Raw genomic sequence first — 16,026 nt, forward strand, 5'->3', positions numbered from 1 at the left:
GGGACTCGCATCGTTTGAAGAAAGCCTTCGTCAAATCCTACGGCTGCCAGATGAACGCCTACGACGCCGGCCGCATGGCGGACGTGCTCGGCGCGGAGGGCTACGCCGCGACGGACACGGTGGAGGAGGCTGACGTCGTCATCCTCAACACCTGCCACATCCGCGAAAAGGCCGCCGACAAGGTCTATTCCGAACTCGGGCGCCTGCGCGTCCTCAAGGCCGAACGCCGCGAGGCCGGGCACGACACGCGGATCGTCGTGGCGGGCTGCGTCGCCCAGGCCGAGGGCGCCGAGATCCTGGCCCGCGCCCCGGCCGTCGACGTGGTGGTGGGCCCCCAGAGCTACCACAACCTGCCGGCCCTCCTGGCCGCCTCGCACTCGAAGCGCGTCGTCGACACCGCCTTCCCGGTCGAGGACAAGTTCGACCACCTCCCCGCCCGCCGCACCAGCGCCGTGTCGAGCTTCCTCACCGTGCAGGAAGGCTGCGACAAGTTCTGCGCGTTCTGCGTCGTGCCCTACACCCGCGGTGCCGAGGTCTCGCGCACCGTGGCGGCGATCCGTGCCGAGGCCGAGGCCCTGGTGGCGGGCGGCACCCGCGAGATCACCCTGATCGGCCAGAACGTGAACGCCTATCACGGGCTCGGGCGGGACGGCACGCCCGCCACGTTGCCCGCGCTGATGCGCGACCTGGCCGGCATCCCCGGTCTGCTGCGCCTGCGCTACACCACCAGCCACCCCAACGACATGGCCGACGACCTGATCGCGGCCCATGCCGACATCCCGGCCTTGATGCCCTACCTGCACCTGCCGGTTCAATCGGGCTCCGACCGGGTCCTCAAGGCGATGAACCGCAAGCACGACGCGGATGCGTATCGCCACCTCATCGCGCGGGTCCGGCAGGCGCGGCCCGACATCGCGCTCTCGTCCGATTTCATCGTCGGCTTTCCCGGCGAAAGCGACGCGGATTTCGCCGAGACCCTGGGGCTGGTCACCGAGATCGGGTTTTCCAGCGCCTACACCTTCAAGTACAGCCCGCGCCCCGGCACGCCGGCGGCGGAGCGCGAGGACGCGGTGCCGGAGGCGGTCAAATCCGAGCGCCTCGCCGCCCTGCAGTCCCTCCTCGACGACCAGCGCCACGCCTACAACGCCGGCTTCGTCGGCACGACGGTGGAGGTGCTGGTGGAGAAGGCCGGCCGGATCGCCGGGCAGGTGGTCGGCAAGACCCCGCACCTCCTCACCGTGCAACTGGACGGACCGGCCGCGATCATCGGCACGGTCGTGCCGGTGCGAATCTCGCGGACCGGAACGAACACCCTGTTCGGGGAGATGTCCGAGGCAGCGGCGGCGGCGTGAGCGTGGACCCCGATGGCTCCGATGAGGACGATGGCATGGCCGCACCAGACCCCATGACCGGACGCGGCGGCCCCTTGCGTGGGCGTGGGCCGGCCGCACGGGGGGCGGAAGTCGCCGAACAGGTCGAGATCGCCCTGACCTTCGACGACAACCGCCTCGCGAGCCTCGTCTTCGGCCAATACGACCAGAACGTCGCCCACATCGAGCGCCGGATGGAGATCGTCGCCACCGCGCTCGGCAACCACCTCGTCGTCAAGGGCCCGGCCGATGCGGCCGAGAAGGCGCGGCGGGTGTTCGAACGGCTCTACGCCAGGGTCGGCGCCAGCGGGCAGCCCCTGACGCTCGGAGACGTCGACGGCGCCATCAAGGAGACGACGCAGCAGGGCATGCTGTTTCCGGCGGCCGAGATCAGCGCCGAGCCGGACCGGCCGGTGTTCGACCAGATCGCCACCCGCAAGCGCGGCGCCGTGCGCGCCCGCAACCCGGCGCAGGACGCCTACATCAAGGCCCTGCGCACCCACGAGCTCGTGTTCGCGGAAGGTCCGGCCGGCACCGGCAAGACCTGGCTCGCGGTCGGCCATGCGGTCTCCCTGCTGGAACAGGGGCACGCGGAGCGCCTGATCCTGTCGCGCCCGGCGGTGGAGGCCGGCGAGCGCCTCGGCTTCCTGCCGGGCGACATGCGCGAGAAGGTCGATCCCTACCTGCGCCCGATCTACGACGCCCTCTACGACTTCATGGAGGCGCGCCATGTCGACCGCGGCCTCCAGACCGGGCTCATCGAGATCGCGCCGCTCGCCTTCATGCGCGGACGCACGCTCACCAACGCCGTGGTCCTGCTCGACGAGGCCCAGAACACCACCTCGATGCAGATGAAGATGTTCCTCACTCGCCTGGGCGAGAACTCGCGCATGATCATCACCGGCGACCCGAGCCAGGTCGACCTTCCGCCCGGCCAGAAGTCCGGCCTCGTCGAAGCGGTCGGTATCCTCGACGGCGTCGAGGGTATCGGCCGCATCCGCTTCCGCGACGTCGACGTGGTGCGCCACGACCTCGTGCGCCGGATCGTGACGGCCTACGAGGCGGCGTCCGGCACGGAGGGGGGCGGCCGCAACGCGAGTCCGCGGCGGGCTCCGCTGTCGTAAGGATTTCGGCACTGGCCCGCTTCGCGCTTGCCGGTGTTCCGATCGATCGCGGTTTCGACGGCCGGTCGTTTTGACCTCCACGCGAGCGCATGGGCGAGAACGAACGAACCTCCTGGGACGACCGTAAAAGCGACATCAACCTGAGCAAGCGCGGCATCGATTTCTCAGGTCTCGATGCCATTTTCGACGGCCGATTTGCGCTGGTTCGTGCGGACGGGCGACGTGACTATGGCGAGCAACGGTTCAATATGCTGGTCGATCTCGACGGCTTGATCCTGACCGTCACGTTCACGCCGCGGGCGGGCAAGCAACGGATCATTTCGGCTCGCCTTGCCAACCGCAAGGAAAGAACGGTGTACGATGCCAACCGGCAGAACGGTTAAGCCCATGACGGATCGTACCGACTGGAACCGACTTCGGACCCTGCCGGAGGGCGAGATCGAACGCATGGCCGCGAACGACGGCGATAATCCCGCTACGCTGTCCGAAGACGAATGGTCGAATGCCGTCGTCGGGGCGCCGCTGCCGAAGACGCCGATTCATGCGAGTTTCGACAGCGACGTCGTGGCATTCTTCAAGCGCGGCGGTCGTGGCTACCAGATGCGCATGAACGCGGTTCTGCGCCGCTACATGGAGTTGCACTTGAAGAACGAGGACGGACGGTGAAGTCCATGGACGTGCCTGCCCTCTCCTCCCACGACATCGGCATCGCCTGCGACGACGAGCGTTGGGCGCAGACCGTGGCCGACCTCGACGCCTTCGTGGTCCGCGCTATCGAGGCGGCGCTCGCGGTGGCTCCCGGAGCGATTGAAGGAGAACGCGAGATCAGCGTGCTGCTGACCTCCGACGCGGCGGTACGCGAACTCAACCGCACCTGGCGCGGGCAGGACAAGCCCACCAACGTCCTGTCGTTTCCCGCGCCCCCGCAACCCGGCCATGCAGCGGGCCCGGCGCCGCTGGGCGACGTGGTTCTTGCGTATGACACGATGCTGCGCGAAAGTGAGGAGCAGGCCAAGCCGCTCGCCCATCACCTCGCGCATCTCCTCGTCCATGGTACCCTTCACCTCCTCGGCCAGGACCACGAGACCGGAGATGCCCAAGCCGATGCCATGGAAGCCCTGGAGATCGCGGCCCTGCGCGGCCTCGGCATTCCCGATCCCTATGCGGATTGAGCGGTACCCCGGACCGATCCGCCCACCGTCCCAGACCAGAGAGACATGACGAACGATCGAAGTCGCGGCGCGGCCCAGGCCGCGCTCGGTGCCACCGAGGGCGAATCCCCGGCGCGCGAGGTTCCGACCCGCGAACCCTGGTACGATCGCCTCCTCAACGTCTTCCACCTGCGTCCGCGCGACTCCCTGCGCGACGACATCGAGGGCGCGCTGGCGACGCCCGATTCCGGCGAGAACGCCTTCTCGCCGATCGAGCGGGCGATGCTGAAGAACGTGCTCGGGCTGCACAAGGTGCGGGTCGACGACGTGATGATCCCGCGGGCCGACATCATCGCGGTGTCCATCGAAACGAGCCTGAGCGACCTCCTGAAGCTCTTCCGTGCCGCCGGGCATTCGCGCCTGCCGGTCTACGGGGAAAGCCTCGACGACCCGCGCGGCATGGTCCACATCCGCGATCTCGTCGACCACCTCGTCGCCAGGGCCGAGGCGAGCCCGCGCCGGGCGGCCTCCGCGACGATGACGAGCGCGGAGGCGCCTCCGGCCGCTTCGCCGCGCCAGCGCCGCGGCACCCGTGCCCTGCGGGGCCTCGACCTCGCGAACGTCGACCTCTCCGCGAGCCTGGCCTCGACGCGCATCCAGCGCCCGGTCCTGTTCGTCCCGCCCTCGATGCCGGCCATCGACCTGCTGGTCCGGATGCAGGCCACGCGCACCCACATGGCCCTGGTCATCGACGAGTACGGCGGGACCGATGGCCTGATCTCGATCGAGGACCTGATCGAGATGGTGGTCGGCGACATCGAGGACGAGCACGACGTCGCCGAGGGCCGTCTGGTCCAGCGCGTCGACGGGGAGGCGGACATCTTCATCGCCGATGCCCGGGCCGGCCTCGCCGAAGTGTCGGCGGCCACGGGGATCGACCTCGACGCGGCACTCGGCCAGATGGCCGAGGACATCGACACCATCGGCGGCCTGATCGTGACCCTGGCCGGCCGCGTGCCGTTGCGGGGCGAGGTCATCGGCGGTCCCGGCGACCTCCAGTTCGAGGTCCTCGACGCCGACCCGCGCCGGGTCAAGCGCCTGCGCCTGCAGCACGGGCAGGCGCGCATCGGCAACGTGGTCCCCCTCGCCCTGCCGCCGCCCGGCCATCCCGCGTCCGCGCCGACGGACATCTCATCGCCGTGACGCCATCCCGATGATCCGTGACTCCGACGCCGCCGGTCCCGCGCTCCGCATCGGCCGGCCGGCGCCGGGACCGCTGGCACCCCTCGCCCACCGCGTGATGCTGACCTCCGGCTGGCGCCGGCTCGCGCTCGCCTTCTCGGCCGGTGCGGTCGGCGCCCTGGCGATGCCGCCGTTCGGGCTGTTGCCGGCCCTTTGCCTGTCCCTCGTCCTGGCCGTCTGGCTGATGGACGGAGCCGTCACCGGCCGGCGCGGAACCCTCGGCACCGTCATCGCCTCCGCCGGCATCGGCTGGGCCTGGGGCTTCGGTTATCTCACCGCCGGATTGTGGTGGCTCGGCTCCGCCTTTCTCGTCGAGGCGGAGGAGTTCGCCTGGGCCCTGCCGCTCGGCGTCATCGGGCTGCCGGCCGTCCTCGGGCTGTTCTACGGCGCCGGCTTCGCCCTCGCCCGGCTGGTCTGGTCGCCGGGGGGCGGGCGTATCCTCGCCCTCGGCGTCGGACTTGCCGCCAGCGAGTGGCTGCGCGGCCACCTCTTCACCGGATTCCCCTGGAACAGCCTCGGCATGGCGCTCGGGCAGAACCTCTGGCTCATGCAGGGGGCCGCCCTGTTCGGTCTCTACGGGCTGACCCTCCTGGCGGTCCTCATCGCCGCCGCACCCGCCACCCTCGCCGACGATGCCGGGGCCGGTGGGCGCTATGGCCCGAGTGCCACCGCGGCCGTCGGTCTGGCCGCCTTGGCGGCCTTCGGCGCCTGGCGCCTGCCCGCCGCCCCGGACCCCACCGTCCCCGGGGTGCGCCTGCGCCTGATGCAGCCGAACCTCCCCCAGGACGCCAAGTTCAGGCCCGAGAACCGCGAGGACATCCTCGACCGCTATATCGAGCTGAGCGACCGCGCCGCCGCCCCGGACCGGACCGGCCTCTCCGACGTCACCCATGTGATCTGGCCTGAATCGGCGTTCCCGTTCCTGATCCAGCGCGATCCCAGGGCACTCGCCCGCATCGCCGCCGCGCTGCCGCCGGGCAAGCACCTGATCACCGGTGCCGCGCGCGTCGAAGAGCCGTTGCCGGGCGAGAAGCCGCGCTTCTTCAATTCCATCCTGACGCTGTCGGCCGGGGCGACGCTGGGCGACGTCTACGACAAGGTGCACCTCGTTCCCTTCGGCGAATACCTGCCCGCTCCCCTCGACGCCGCGCTGCGGGCGGTGGGCCTGCGCCAGTTCGTGGCGATCCCGGGCGGATTCACCCCTGGCCCTCGTGCCAGCCAGCGCATCATGACCGTACCGGGCCTGCCGCCCATCGCCGCCACCATCTGCTACGAGGCGATCTTCCCCGGCGCGATCGTGCCGGTCGCCCCACCCGGTGCGCCGCCGGCGGTGCCCGGCTTCATCCTCAACCTCACCAACGACGCCTGGTTCGGCGACACGCCGGGGCCGCGCCAGCACTTCGCGCAGGCCCGCCTGCGCACCGTGGAGGAAGGGCTGCCCCTGGTCCGGGACGCCAACACCGGCCTGTCCGCGGTGGTCGACGGCCACGGCCGAATCACCGCCAGCCTGCCCCTCGGCGTCGAGGCCGTGCTCGACGCCGCCCTCCCTGCGAGGCTGTCGGGACGGACGCTCTACGCTTCGCTCGGCGACACTCCCTTCGCGGTCATGCTCGCGGGTTGCCTCGTGGCGGCCCTTGTCGCGGGGCGGCGCCGCGCGTGACCGCTCACCACGCAAAGGCCACCCACCCCGTGCTGGTCGGGCTCGGGATCATGCTGGTCGCGTTCAACATGCGCCCGGCACTCACCACCATCGGCCCGCTCCTCAACGACATCCGCGCCGAGACCGGGCTCACCGCGGCGGGGGCGGCCGTGCTCACGACCCTTCCGGTGTTCTGCCTCGGGCTCGCCTGCGCGCTCGGCCCCTGGGTGATCCGCCGGTTCGGGCCCGACTGGGGCGTGCTCCTGGCGGTCGTCGTCGTCGCCCTCGGCTCGGTCCTGCGCGGCCTCGGCGGCCTCGCCGGCACCGGTGCCCTGGCGACGCTGTTCCTCGGTGCCTGCCTCGCCGCCGCCGGCATCGGCCTGTCGGGCGTGCTGCTGCCCGGCCTCGTGAAGCGGGATTTCCCCCGGCACGCCGGACCGATGACCGGCCTCTACACGATGATCCTGTGCCTGGGCGCGGCCACGGGCGCGGGCATCGTCGTGCCGATGGCGCATGGCCTCGGCGGCGGCTGGCCCCTGGCGCTCTCGCTCTGGGCCCTGCCGTGCCTCGTGGCGGCCCTCGTCTGGGCGCCCCTGGCGATGCGGGGCAGCGGCCTCCACCGCTCCACCACCGGGCGTCCGCCCTGGCGGGACCGGGTCGCCTGGCAGGTCACGGGCTTCATGGGCCTGCAATCGTCGCTGGCCTACATCGTGTTCGGATGGCTGCCGGCGGTGCTGCAGGCCCGTGGCCTGAGCGCCGTCGACGCCGGCTTCGTCACCTCGATCATGAGCCTCGGGCAGGCGCCGAGCGCCCTCCTGGTGCCGACCCTGGCGAGCCGCGCGCGCGACCAGCGCCCCTTCGTCGTCGGCCTCGTCGTCCTCTGTGCCGCCGTCTTCGCGGGCCTCGCCCTCGGGCCGAGGGGACTCGTGCCGGTCCTCGCGATCCTGCTCGGGGTCAGTCTCGGCGGCCTGTTCGGGCTCGGCCTCACCATCATTGTCCTGCGGGCGCGCAATGCGGAGGCCGCCGCCGGCCTCTCGATCCTGTCGCAGGGCGTGGGCTACACCTTCGCCTCCCTCGGGCCGTTGGGGTTCGGGCTCGCCCACGACGCCAGCGGCGGCTGGGAATGGCCCACCGCCCTCTTCGTCGCCATCGCGTCGGGAAGTCTCCTGTGCGGCCTGGGGGCGGGCCGCGACCGGCAGGTGGGGATCGCGCCCCGGCGGGCCGAGCGCGCCTGATCCCGGCGTCGCCGGTTGTGCAGGGGGCTTCCCGCACGCGATTCGTGCGGATAAGACCCGCGAACGCGCGGTGATCGTTGGCGTTTCCACGTCCCGGTGTGCTATGGCGTTCCGATCCCGCCCAAAGCCGATCCGCGCCAGGGTGTGTGGACTGCCTCGTTCCGCCTCGCGGGCCCTTTCGGGCACCCGGGTGGAACGGTCCTTCGACGTTCGGCCAGACATCGATCGGGGCGGCCATGCGCCCGCGGTCGCGCCGGAGACGGCGCACCGTCGCGTTTGACGAGAGGCATCGAGAGAGGATTGCAATGAGCGACGAGACCGACGCCCGGACCCGTTCCGAGGAGCGCGCCGAGCGCGCCGAACGCATGGCCAAGGAAGGCGCCCAGGCGATGGCCGAGCATCTGGCGTCCGTGAAGGCCGTCGACGAGCGCACCGTCAAGCTGCGCGCCCTGCGCCTGGCCCACGAAGCCGCGGAAGCCGAGGCCAAGGCCGCCGCGCCGCCGCCGGCCCCGAAGCGCAAGCGGTCCTGACGGGTCTGTAGGAGAACGCGATGGCATTCGATCGCACACGACGTCCCAGCGACCCGCGCCAGGCCGCCGAGGCCGCCTTCAAGGCCGCGACCACGAAAACCGTGGACACCCCGCGCCCGGCCGCCCCCGCCCCCTCGGCCGGTGCCGCCGTCCCCGGTGCCCGGGAGATGGTGACCCTGCGCATCGACCGCGCCGTGCTGGAGCATTTCCAGAAGGACGGGCCGGGCTGGCAGGACCGCGTCAACGCCGCCCTGAAGGTCGCCGCCGGCCTGTAGGCCCTGTCGGTCCCGCGCCGGCTCGCCGGATCCGGACCACGGGTCGCGCTTGATCGCGGTCGCCATCGGGGCGAAGGACGATGCCGCAATGCAGGATCCCGCCATGGCCGAGACCGCCCAGACCGATCGTCCCACACCCGCCGGGGATGCGTTCGACGTCGACCTCTTCGTGATCGGCGGCGGCTCCGGCGGCGTGCGTGCCGCCCGAATCGCGGCGGGCCACGGTGCCCGGGTGCAACTCGCCGAGGAATACCGGGTCGGGGGCACCTGCGTCATCCGAGGGTGCGTACCCAAGAAGCTGATGGTCTACGCCGGCCGCTTCGCCGAGGAGTTCGAGGACGCCGCGGGATTCGGCTGGACGGTCCCCGAGCCGCGCTTCGACTGGAGCGTGATGAAGCGCCGCCGCGACGCCGAGGTGGCGCGCCTGGAGACGATCTACGACACCAACCTGATGCGCGCGGGCGTCGATGTGGAGCCCCAGCGCGCGGTGATCGAGGGGCCCCATGCGGTGCGCCTCGTCGACAGCGGCAAGGTGGTGCGGGCCCGGTACATCCTCGTCGCGGTGGGTGCGCGACCGGTCAAGCTCCCCGACGTGCCGGGCATGGATCTCGCCATCACCTCGAACGAGGTGTTCGAGTTGGAGACGCGGCCCGAGCGGATCCTCGTGATCGGCGGCGGCTACATCGCCGTGGAGTTCGCCGGCGTCTTCGCCGCGCTCGGCAGCCGCACCACCCTCCTGCACCGGGGCGACAAGCTGCTGCGCGGCTTCGACGACGAAGTCCGAGAGGGGCTCGCCGAGGCCTACGGCAAGCGGATGGACCTGCGCCTCGGCCGCACCCTGGCGCGCCTCGAGCGGCGCACGACAGGCATCCTCGCCACCCTCGACGACGGCGACACCCTGGAGGTCGATCAGGTCCTGGTCGCCACCGGCCGTCGTCCCAACGTCGACGGCCTCGGCCTCGATTCCGTCGGTATCGCTCCGAACAGGAGCGGCGCCATCCCGGTGGACGCTTTCTCGCAGACGGCGGTGCCGTCCATCTATGCCGTGGGCGACGTCACCGACCGGGCCAACCTCACGCCCATCGCCATCCGCGAGGGCCACGCCTTCGCCGACACGGTGTTCGGCGGCAAGGCGTGGTCGGTGGACCACGGGCTGATTCCCACCGCCGTGTTCTCGACGCCCGAGATCGGCACCGTCGGCCTCACCGAGGCGCAGGCCGGCGAGAGGTACGGCGCCATCGACGTCTACCGGTCGAGCTTTCGCCCGATGAAGGCGACGCTGTCGGGCCGCGAGGACCGGATGCTGCTCAAGGTGATCGTCGACGTCGCCACCGACCGGGTGCTCGGCGTCCACATCCTCGGCCACGACGCCGGCGAGATGATCCAGGCGGTGGGGATCGCCGTCACCATGGGCGCCACCAAGGCCGATTTCGACCGCACCATCGCCGTGCATCCCACCGCCGGAGAGGAACTCGTCACCATGCGGGTGCCCGCGGTGACCAAGAGGCCGCAGAGCGTCGGGTAGGCGCGGCCGGAACACCCGGCTTTCCGGCTCCGTTGCCCTGGCGCAACCGCGAGCCGGAAAGTTCCCATGACCGACAAGATGGCCGAGCCGATCATCGCTCCCTACGACGGTCCCGCCGGCGGCTGGGGTTCCGCCGGGTCGCTCGCCGAGATCCTGACCCGCGAGCAGATCCCGCTCTCGGGCGCGGCGTTGCTCATGAAGCAGAACAAGCCCGACGGCTTCATGTGCACGTCCTGCGCCTGGGCCAAGCCGGCGAAGCCCGCGGCGTTCGAGTATTGCGAGAACGGCGCCAAGGCCACGGCCTGGGAGCAGACCGCCAAGCGCGTCGGCCCCGATTTCTTCGCCCGGCACTCGGTCACCGAACTCCTGACCTGGACCGACTACGCGCTGGAGGAGAAGGGCCGCCTCACCCATCCGATGCGCTACGACCCTGGAACCGACCACTACGTGCCGGTGACCTGGGCGGAGGCGTTCTCGCAGATCGGGACGGCCCTGCGCGGTCTCGATCCGGCCTCCGTCGTCCTCTACACCTCCGGCCGGGCCGCCCTCGAAACCTCGTACATGTACGGCCTGTTCGCGCGGCTCTACGGCACCAACAACCTGCCCGATTCCTCCAACATGTGCCACGAGCCGACCTCGGTCGGCCTCAAGGCGTCGATCGGGTCCCCGGTCGGCACCACGGTGCTGGAGGACTTCGAGTCCACCGACCTGATCCTGTTCTTCGGACAGAACGTCGGTTCGAACGCGCCAAGGATGCTGCATCCGCTCCAGGATGCCCGCAAGCGGCGCGTTCCGATCATCACCTTCAACCCCTTGCGCGAACGCGGGCTGGAGCGCTTCACCAACCCGCAGTCGGTGGTGGAGATGGCGACGCGGACCTCCACCGAGATCTCGACGCAGTATCTCCAGGTCAAGGCCGGCGGCGACATCGCGGCGATCACCGCGATGTGCAAGTGGCTGATCGAGGCCGATCGCGAGGCCGAACGGGTCGGGCGCCCGCGCCTCCTCGATGCGGCGTTCATCGCCGAGCACACCCACGGTTTTTCGGCCTTCGCGGCGTTCTGCGACGGCCAGGACTGGGCGACCCTGGAAGCGCGCTCCGGCCTCACACGGTCGGCGCTCGAGGCGGCGGCGACGGTCTACGCCCGTGCGCGCGCCGTGATCGGCGTCTACGGCATGGGGCTGACCCAGCACCGCAAGGGCACCGAGGCGGTGCAGATGCTGGTGAACCTGATGCTGCTGCGCGGCAACGTCGGTCGTCCCGGTGCCGGCCTGTGCCCGGTGCGCGGGCATTCCAACGTGCAGGGCCAGCGCACGGTGGGGATCACCGAGAAGCCGGAGCTCGCGCCCCTCGACAGGCTGAAGGACCTCTACGGCTTCGAGCCGCCGCGGGAGAAGGGCCTCAACACCGTGGAGGCTTGCGAAGGCATTCTCGACCGTTCGGTGAAGGCCTTCATCGGTCTGGGCGGCAACTTCGTGCGCGCCATTCCCGACACGGTGCGGATGGAGGAGGCCTGGCGTCACATGGACCTCACCGTCCAGATCTCGACGAAGCTCAACCGCTCCCACCTCATCAACGGTGCGGCCGCCTACATCCTCCCCTGCCTCGGGCGGATCGAGGTCGACGCCCAGGCGAGCGGGCCGCAGGCGGTGTCGATGGAGGATTCGACCTCCTGCTTCCACGGGTCTCGCGGCGTGACGCAGCCGGTGAGCGCCGAGGTCCGCTCCGAGCCCTGGATCGTGGCCGAACTCGCCAAGGCGACGCTGACCCCGAACCCGAAGGTCGATTGGGACGGATGGGTCGGCGACTATGCGACCGTCCGCGCGGCCATCGAGGCGACGTACCCCGACGTGTTCAAGGACCTCGAGGGCCGCATGTTCGACCCGGGCGGCCTGCGCAAGCCCGTTCCCGCCCGCGCCCGGCAATGGGAGACCCCGACGGGGAAGGCGAACTTCGTGGTGCCCGAGGGGCTGGACGAGAACCCGGACATGCCCAAGCGCCATGCCGACGTCCTCGACCTGATGACGCTGCGCTCCAACGACCAGTTCAACACCACCGTCTACGGTTACGACGACCGCTTCCGCGGCGTGAAGGGCACCCGTACGATCCTGTTCATGAACGCCGACGACATCGACCGCCTCGGGTTTCGCGACGGCGAGAGCGTCGATGTGCGCACCGAGGCGCACGACGGCATCGAGCGGGTCGTGCGCGGCTTGCGGATCGTCGCCTATGGGATCCCGCCGGGCAATTGCGGTGGCTATTATCCGGAACTGAACCCGCTCATTCCGCTTGGGCACCATGACGAACAGGCGATGACGCCGGCCGCAAAGGCGATCCCGGTCCGGATCGTGCGTGCGGGGCCCTGACAGCGACGTGATCTGGCGACAGGCTGCATGACCGAAGACGACGATGCGTACACGAGGCGGCAGGCGATCATCGACCGCCTGCTGGCGGAAGCCCTCGATCCCCTGCGCGCGTCGCGTCTGCCCAGCCACGACGCCCTCTCCGACGACATGCGGCTCGCCCTCGACTCGCTGCTCCTGAAGGTCGACGCCATGAAGGTCCGGCGGCTGACCTACGAGGATCTCGAACAGGCCCTGCCGCCGCGCGACGTCACCGCGGAGGATCTCGAGGCGATCTTCTGGATCCTGTCCGAGCTCGGCATCGCCATCGAGGACGGCGATGCCATGGGATGAACGGCCCCTTCGGTCGGGAGCCGACGCGCTCAGCGGGCGTGTTCGTCGTCGCGATACCCGTTGTTCTCCCGCGCCGTCTCGACGGTCCGAGGCTCGACGTTCCGGGGATCGCCATACGCCATGAACCGGCTGCCGCCGCGCTCGCTCAGACGGGCATTGAAGTCGGGCGCCTGAACCTGTGAGGACGGGACGTCGACCTGGGCGCCCCAGACGGAGAGGGTCCGCGAACCGGCCAGGGCACCGCCGGTGGAAACGACCGCAAGAGCGGCGGCGACGACGATCGACTTGAACATGGCAATATTCCTTTCGTCTTCTAGCCTGCGACGATGGTTTCGCCGCATCTATCCAGTGTTTCGCATCGCCATCCCTCGACGTTACAAGTTATCTCGGTCGATTGTGCGTTGGCGCACGTCCGCCGTTCGATCGCGCCGGGCGTCGGGGTCGACCCATCCGGGGGGACCAAGGGCGGTTCGCGCTCGCATCCGGTCGCGAACCGCTCTATAAGCCGCGCTCCTCACACGAGATTCCCCTTCAGCGAAGCCGGCCGAGAGGTGGACGGGAGACGATCATGGGCGAGCGTTGGACACCGAAAACGTGGCGGCAGCTGCCGATCCAGCAGGTGCCGGCCTATCCGGATGCCGCCGCGCTCGAGAGCGTCGAGACGCAGCTCGCGAGCTTCCCGCCCCTGGTCTTCGCCGGTGAGGCGCGCAAGCTCAAGGCGTCCCTGGCGCGGGTCTCCACGGGCCAGGCGTTCCTGCTCCAGGGCGGCGATTGCGCCGAGAGCTTCGACGAGCATTCGGCCGACAACATCCGCGATTTCTTCCGCGTGTTCCTGCAGATGGCGCTGGTGCTCACCTTCGCCGGCGGCTCGCCGGTGGTGAAGGTCGGCCGTATCGCCGGTCAGTTCGCCAAGCCGCGCTCCTCGCCCACCGAGACGATGGATGGCGTGGTGCTGCCGAGCTACCGCGGCGACATCGTCAACGGCCTGACCTTCACGGAAGAAGCGCGCGTGCCCGATCCGCGCCGACAGCTGGAGGCCTATCGCCAATCGGCGGCGACGCTCAACCTGCTGCGTGCCTTCGCCACCGGCGGCTACGCCAACCTCGAGAATTCGCATCGCTGGATGCTCGGGTTCGTGAAGGATTCGCCGCAATCCTCGCGCTACGCCGATTGCGCGGAGCGGATGACGGAGGCCCTCGACTTCATGCGGGCGATCGGGATCAACCCCGAGACCCACCAGGAAGTGCGAACCACCGATTTCTACACGAGCCACGAGGCGCTGCTGCTCGGCTACGAGGAGGCGCTGACGCGCGTCGACTCCACCAGCGGCGACTACTACGCTACCTCGGGCCACATGCTCTGGATCGGGGACCGCACCCGCCAGCCCGATCACGCCCATGTGGAATACGCCCGCGGCATCAAGAACCCGGTCGGCCTCAAGTGCGGGCCGTCGATGACCGCCGAGGGCCTGATCCGCCTCGCCGACCAGCTCAACCCGGCCAACGAGGCGGGCCGGCTCACCCTCATCTGCCGGTTCGGTGCCGACAAGGTCGGCGAGCACCTGCCCGGCCTGATCCGCGCGGTGGAGCGCGAGGGCCGCAGTGTCGTCTGGGCCTGCGATCCGATGCACGGCAACACCATCTCGGCCGGCCGCTACAAGACGCGACCGTTCGAGCGGGTGATGCAGGAGATCGAGGGCTTCTTCGACGTCCACCGGGCCGAAGGCACCATTGCCGGCGGCATCCACCTGGAGATGACCGGCAAGGACGTCACCGAATGCACCGGCGGCGCCCGCGCGCTGACGGCCGACGACCTTCAGGATCGCTATCACACCTATTGCGACCCGCGCCTCAACGCGGAGCAGGCGCTCGAAGTGGCGTTCCGCACTGCCGAACTCGTCAAGCGGGAACGCAGCCACGTCGAGCGCCCGCGCCTCGACGCGGCCGAGTGATACGGTTCCCGCTTGAATCAAGCGGGAACCGTATCACCGAGCCCGCGCGGCGCCTGAGCGAAGCCCATGTCCGCATCACGAAGTGATCACCCGGAAATGGTATGAGGTCGAGCGGATTTCCGGCACGGCATCCCCGGTCGCCTCACCGGGGATGCGGCGACACGAGCCTCTCCTCGATGCGGTCAGCCCGCACCTGTCCCCGGCCTGTTCCGAAGGACAGCCGAGGCACGGCCCTGCTCCTGGCGGCGCCATGACCAGACCTGCGGCCGTCATTCTGGTGCGTGCGGCGACCCATCGGGATCGAACGCCGGATGCGCGGGAGGGCCGAGGTCCTTCCGGACTGCGTCGACCGGACGGGCGGGCGCGGCCCGATGCGTCGTGGCTATCGAGGACGACACCCGTGCGATCGTCGGCGTCTCTTACGCGCGCGGTCCCGGTCAGCCGGACCTCGAACGAGGTCGTCGCTCTTTGTCTGACCGGCGAGCGCGGCGCGCCGGCCTAGAGGCGAAGGCGTTTGAAGATCGGCTCCGGGATGGCGCGGATGATCGCCATCACGAGGCGCCAGACCGGACGGACGTAGACGACGTCGGCCCGGCCCCGCTCGGCCGCCGCGTAGATGGCGTCGCCGACCTCCGCGGGCTCGGCGGTGAGAAGCGGCGGCAGCGACAGCGCCTGGGTCATGCGCGTGCGCACGAAGCCGGGCTTGACCGTCACGACCCGAACCGGCCCCCGGGCGAGCCGGTTGCGCAGGCCCGAAAGGAAGGCGGTGAACCCGGCCTTGGCCGAGCCGTAGACGTAGTTCGATCCTCGGCCGCGGTCGCCCGCCACCGAGCTCACCCCGACGATCGTGCCGTGGCCCCGCGCCGCGAAGCGGTCGGCCAGGATGCCGAGGAGCAGCGATGGCCCGAGGTAATTCGTGGCCATGACCCGTGCGGCATGCTCCGGGTCGGCCTCGGCACGATTCTGGTCGCCGAGTTCCCCGACGACGCAGACCACGGTGTCCGGAAGGACCGGCAGCGCGTCGACGAAGGCGGCGAGGGTATCGATGGCGAGGACGTCGAGGGGCAGGACCGCGACGGGCTCGCCGGTGCGGACGCTGAGATCGTCGGTGTCGCGACGGGCCGCGCTCGGATCGCGCGCCGTGAGCACGATCGCCCAGCCCTCGCGGGCATAACGGGACGCCACCGCCCGACCGATGTCCGATGTGGCGCCTACCAGGAGGAGCGTCTTGCGGCCGGCCATCGTCGAGCACCTTGCAAGGGAGATGATGAGGAGCGCGGATCGAGG

Annotated in this window: 16 protein-coding genes; 14 read left to right on the top strand and 2 right to left on the bottom strand. The window is 70.3% G+C overall.

Going from position 1 to position 16,026, the window contains the following annotated elements:
* Positions 1-14 precede the first annotated feature (14 nt).
* The 13 genes from miaB (at position 15) to ASG59_RS07720 (ending at position 12,788) form a co-directional block, all read left to right on the top strand.
* Entirely contained in the window at positions 15-1,352 is a 1,338-nt protein-coding gene (gene miaB, locus ASG59_RS07660) for a tRNA (N6-isopentenyl adenosine(37)-C2)-methylthiotransferase MiaB (RefSeq protein WP_056408096.1), read from the top strand.
* 53 nt (positions 1,353-1,405) lie between these two features.
* Positions 1,406-2,494, top strand: coding sequence for a PhoH family protein (locus tag ASG59_RS07665; RefSeq protein WP_056407848.1), 1,089 nt, complete (start codon positions 1,406-1,408; stop codon positions 2,492-2,494).
* 89 nt (positions 2,495-2,583) lie between these two features.
* Positions 2,584-2,877: a BrnT family toxin gene (locus ASG59_RS07670; RefSeq protein WP_056407850.1), complete on the top strand. Its 294-nt coding sequence runs from the start codon at positions 2,584-2,586 to the stop codon at positions 2,875-2,877.
* A 4-nt stretch (positions 2,878-2,881) separates the two neighbouring features.
* Positions 2,882-3,160, top strand: coding sequence for a BrnA antitoxin family protein (locus tag ASG59_RS07675; RefSeq protein WP_244475661.1), 279 nt, complete (start codon positions 2,882-2,884; stop codon positions 3,158-3,160).
* A gap of 5 nt (positions 3,161-3,165) precedes the next feature.
* Positions 3,166-3,666 (top strand): rRNA maturation RNase YbeY, encoded by a 501-nt coding sequence (gene ybeY, locus ASG59_RS07680; protein WP_056407856.1) that lies wholly within the window; start codon positions 3,166-3,168, stop codon positions 3,664-3,666.
* A gap of 45 nt (positions 3,667-3,711) precedes the next feature.
* Positions 3,712-4,848 (top strand): hemolysin family protein, encoded by a 1,137-nt coding sequence (locus ASG59_RS07685; protein ID WP_056284278.1) that lies wholly within the window; start codon positions 3,712-3,714, stop codon positions 4,846-4,848.
* Between the two features lie 97 nt (positions 4,849-4,945).
* Positions 4,946-6,547 (top strand): apolipoprotein N-acyltransferase, encoded by a 1,602-nt coding sequence (gene lnt / locus ASG59_RS07690; protein WP_244475669.1) that lies wholly within the window; start codon positions 4,946-4,948, stop codon positions 6,545-6,547.
* Positions 6,544-7,761: an MFS transporter gene (locus ASG59_RS07695; RefSeq protein WP_056407858.1), complete on the top strand. Its 1,218-nt coding sequence runs from the start codon at positions 6,544-6,546 to the stop codon at positions 7,759-7,761. The genes lnt and ASG59_RS07695 overlap by 4 nt, the downstream gene beginning before the upstream one ends.
* Before the next feature lie 305 nt (positions 7,762-8,066).
* Positions 8,067-8,291, top strand: a complete 225-nt coding sequence (locus ASG59_RS07700) for a hypothetical protein (RefSeq protein WP_055885946.1) — start codon at positions 8,067-8,069, stop codon at positions 8,289-8,291.
* Between the two features lie 20 nt (positions 8,292-8,311).
* Positions 8,312-8,566: a BrnA antitoxin family protein gene (locus ASG59_RS07705; RefSeq protein ID WP_056407861.1), complete on the top strand. Its 255-nt coding sequence runs from the start codon at positions 8,312-8,314 to the stop codon at positions 8,564-8,566.
* A 103-nt stretch (positions 8,567-8,669) separates the two neighbouring features.
* Entirely contained in the window at positions 8,670-10,091 is a 1,422-nt protein-coding gene (gene gor / locus ASG59_RS07710; RefSeq protein WP_056408101.1) for a glutathione-disulfide reductase, read from the top strand.
* Between the two features lie 66 nt (positions 10,092-10,157).
* Positions 10,158-12,458, top strand: coding sequence for an FdhF/YdeP family oxidoreductase (locus tag ASG59_RS07715; RefSeq protein WP_156399155.1), 2,301 nt, complete (start codon positions 10,158-10,160; stop codon positions 12,456-12,458).
* A gap of 27 nt (positions 12,459-12,485) precedes the next feature.
* On the top strand, positions 12,486-12,788 hold the full coding sequence (locus tag ASG59_RS07720; protein WP_055885952.1) for an RNA polymerase sigma factor region1.1 domain-containing protein: 303 nt from the start codon (positions 12,486-12,488) through the stop codon (positions 12,786-12,788).
* A 29-nt stretch (positions 12,789-12,817) separates the two neighbouring features.
* On the opposite strand, the gene ASG59_RS07725 is transcribed toward ASG59_RS07720, so the two are convergent.
* Complete coding sequence (locus ASG59_RS07725; protein ID WP_056407864.1) at positions 12,818-13,081, bottom strand: hypothetical protein; 264 nt, start codon at positions 13,079-13,081, stop codon at positions 12,818-12,820.
* A gap of 275 nt (positions 13,082-13,356) precedes the next feature.
* Between ASG59_RS07725 and ASG59_RS07730 the strand changes: the two genes are divergently transcribed.
* Positions 13,357-14,739: a 3-deoxy-7-phosphoheptulonate synthase class II gene (locus ASG59_RS07730; RefSeq protein WP_055885958.1), complete on the top strand. Its 1,383-nt coding sequence runs from the start codon at positions 13,357-13,359 to the stop codon at positions 14,737-14,739.
* A 498-nt stretch (positions 14,740-15,237) separates the two neighbouring features.
* On the opposite strand, the gene ASG59_RS07735 is transcribed toward ASG59_RS07730, so the two are convergent.
* The gene (locus tag ASG59_RS07735) at positions 15,238-15,981 is read right to left on the bottom strand and encodes an SDR family oxidoreductase (protein ID WP_056407867.1); all 744 of its coding nucleotides are present in this window, start codon (positions 15,979-15,981) and stop codon (positions 15,238-15,240) included.
* Positions 15,982-16,026 lie beyond the last annotated feature (45 nt).

This window comes from Methylobacterium sp. Leaf466 (assembly GCF_001425565.1).
GTDB lineage: Bacteria > Pseudomonadota > Alphaproteobacteria > Rhizobiales > Beijerinckiaceae > Methylobacterium.

Coding starts and splice junctions, on each gene's coding strand:
- ASG59_RS07665 (WP_056407848.1), top strand. CDS start 1,406: ATGACCGGACGCGGCGGCCCCTTGCGTGGGCGTGGGCCGGCCGCACGG.
- ASG59_RS07675 (WP_244475661.1), top strand. CDS start 2,882: ATGACGGATCGTACCGACTGGAACCGACTTCGGACCCTGCCGGAGGGC.
- ASG59_RS07685 (WP_056284278.1), top strand. CDS start 3,712: ATGACGAACGATCGAAGTCGCGGCGCGGCCCAGGCCGCGCTCGGTGCC.
- ASG59_RS07700 (WP_055885946.1), top strand. CDS start 8,067: ATGAGCGACGAGACCGACGCCCGGACCCGTTCCGAGGAGCGCGCCGAG.
- ASG59_RS07705 (WP_056407861.1), top strand. CDS start 8,312: ATGGCATTCGATCGCACACGACGTCCCAGCGACCCGCGCCAGGCCGCC.
- ASG59_RS07725 (WP_056407864.1), bottom strand. CDS start 13,081: ATGTTCAAGTCGATCGTCGTCGCCGCCGCTCTTGCGGTCGTTTCCACC.
- ASG59_RS07720 (WP_055885952.1), top strand. CDS start 12,486: ATGACCGAAGACGACGATGCGTACACGAGGCGGCAGGCGATCATCGAC.
- ASG59_RS07670 (WP_056407850.1), top strand. CDS start 2,584: ATGGGCGAGAACGAACGAACCTCCTGGGACGACCGTAAAAGCGACATC.
- ybeY (WP_056407856.1), top strand. CDS start 3,166: ATGGACGTGCCTGCCCTCTCCTCCCACGACATCGGCATCGCCTGCGAC.
- ASG59_RS07730 (WP_055885958.1), top strand. CDS start 13,357: ATGGGCGAGCGTTGGACACCGAAAACGTGGCGGCAGCTGCCGATCCAG.
- ASG59_RS07715 (WP_156399155.1), top strand. CDS start 10,158: ATGACCGACAAGATGGCCGAGCCGATCATCGCTCCCTACGACGGTCCC.
- ASG59_RS07735 (WP_056407867.1), bottom strand. CDS start 15,981: ATGGCCGGCCGCAAGACGCTCCTCCTGGTAGGCGCCACATCGGACATC.
- gor (WP_056408101.1), top strand. CDS start 8,670: ATGGCCGAGACCGCCCAGACCGATCGTCCCACACCCGCCGGGGATGCG.
- lnt (WP_244475669.1), top strand. CDS start 4,946: ATGCTGACCTCCGGCTGGCGCCGGCTCGCGCTCGCCTTCTCGGCCGGT.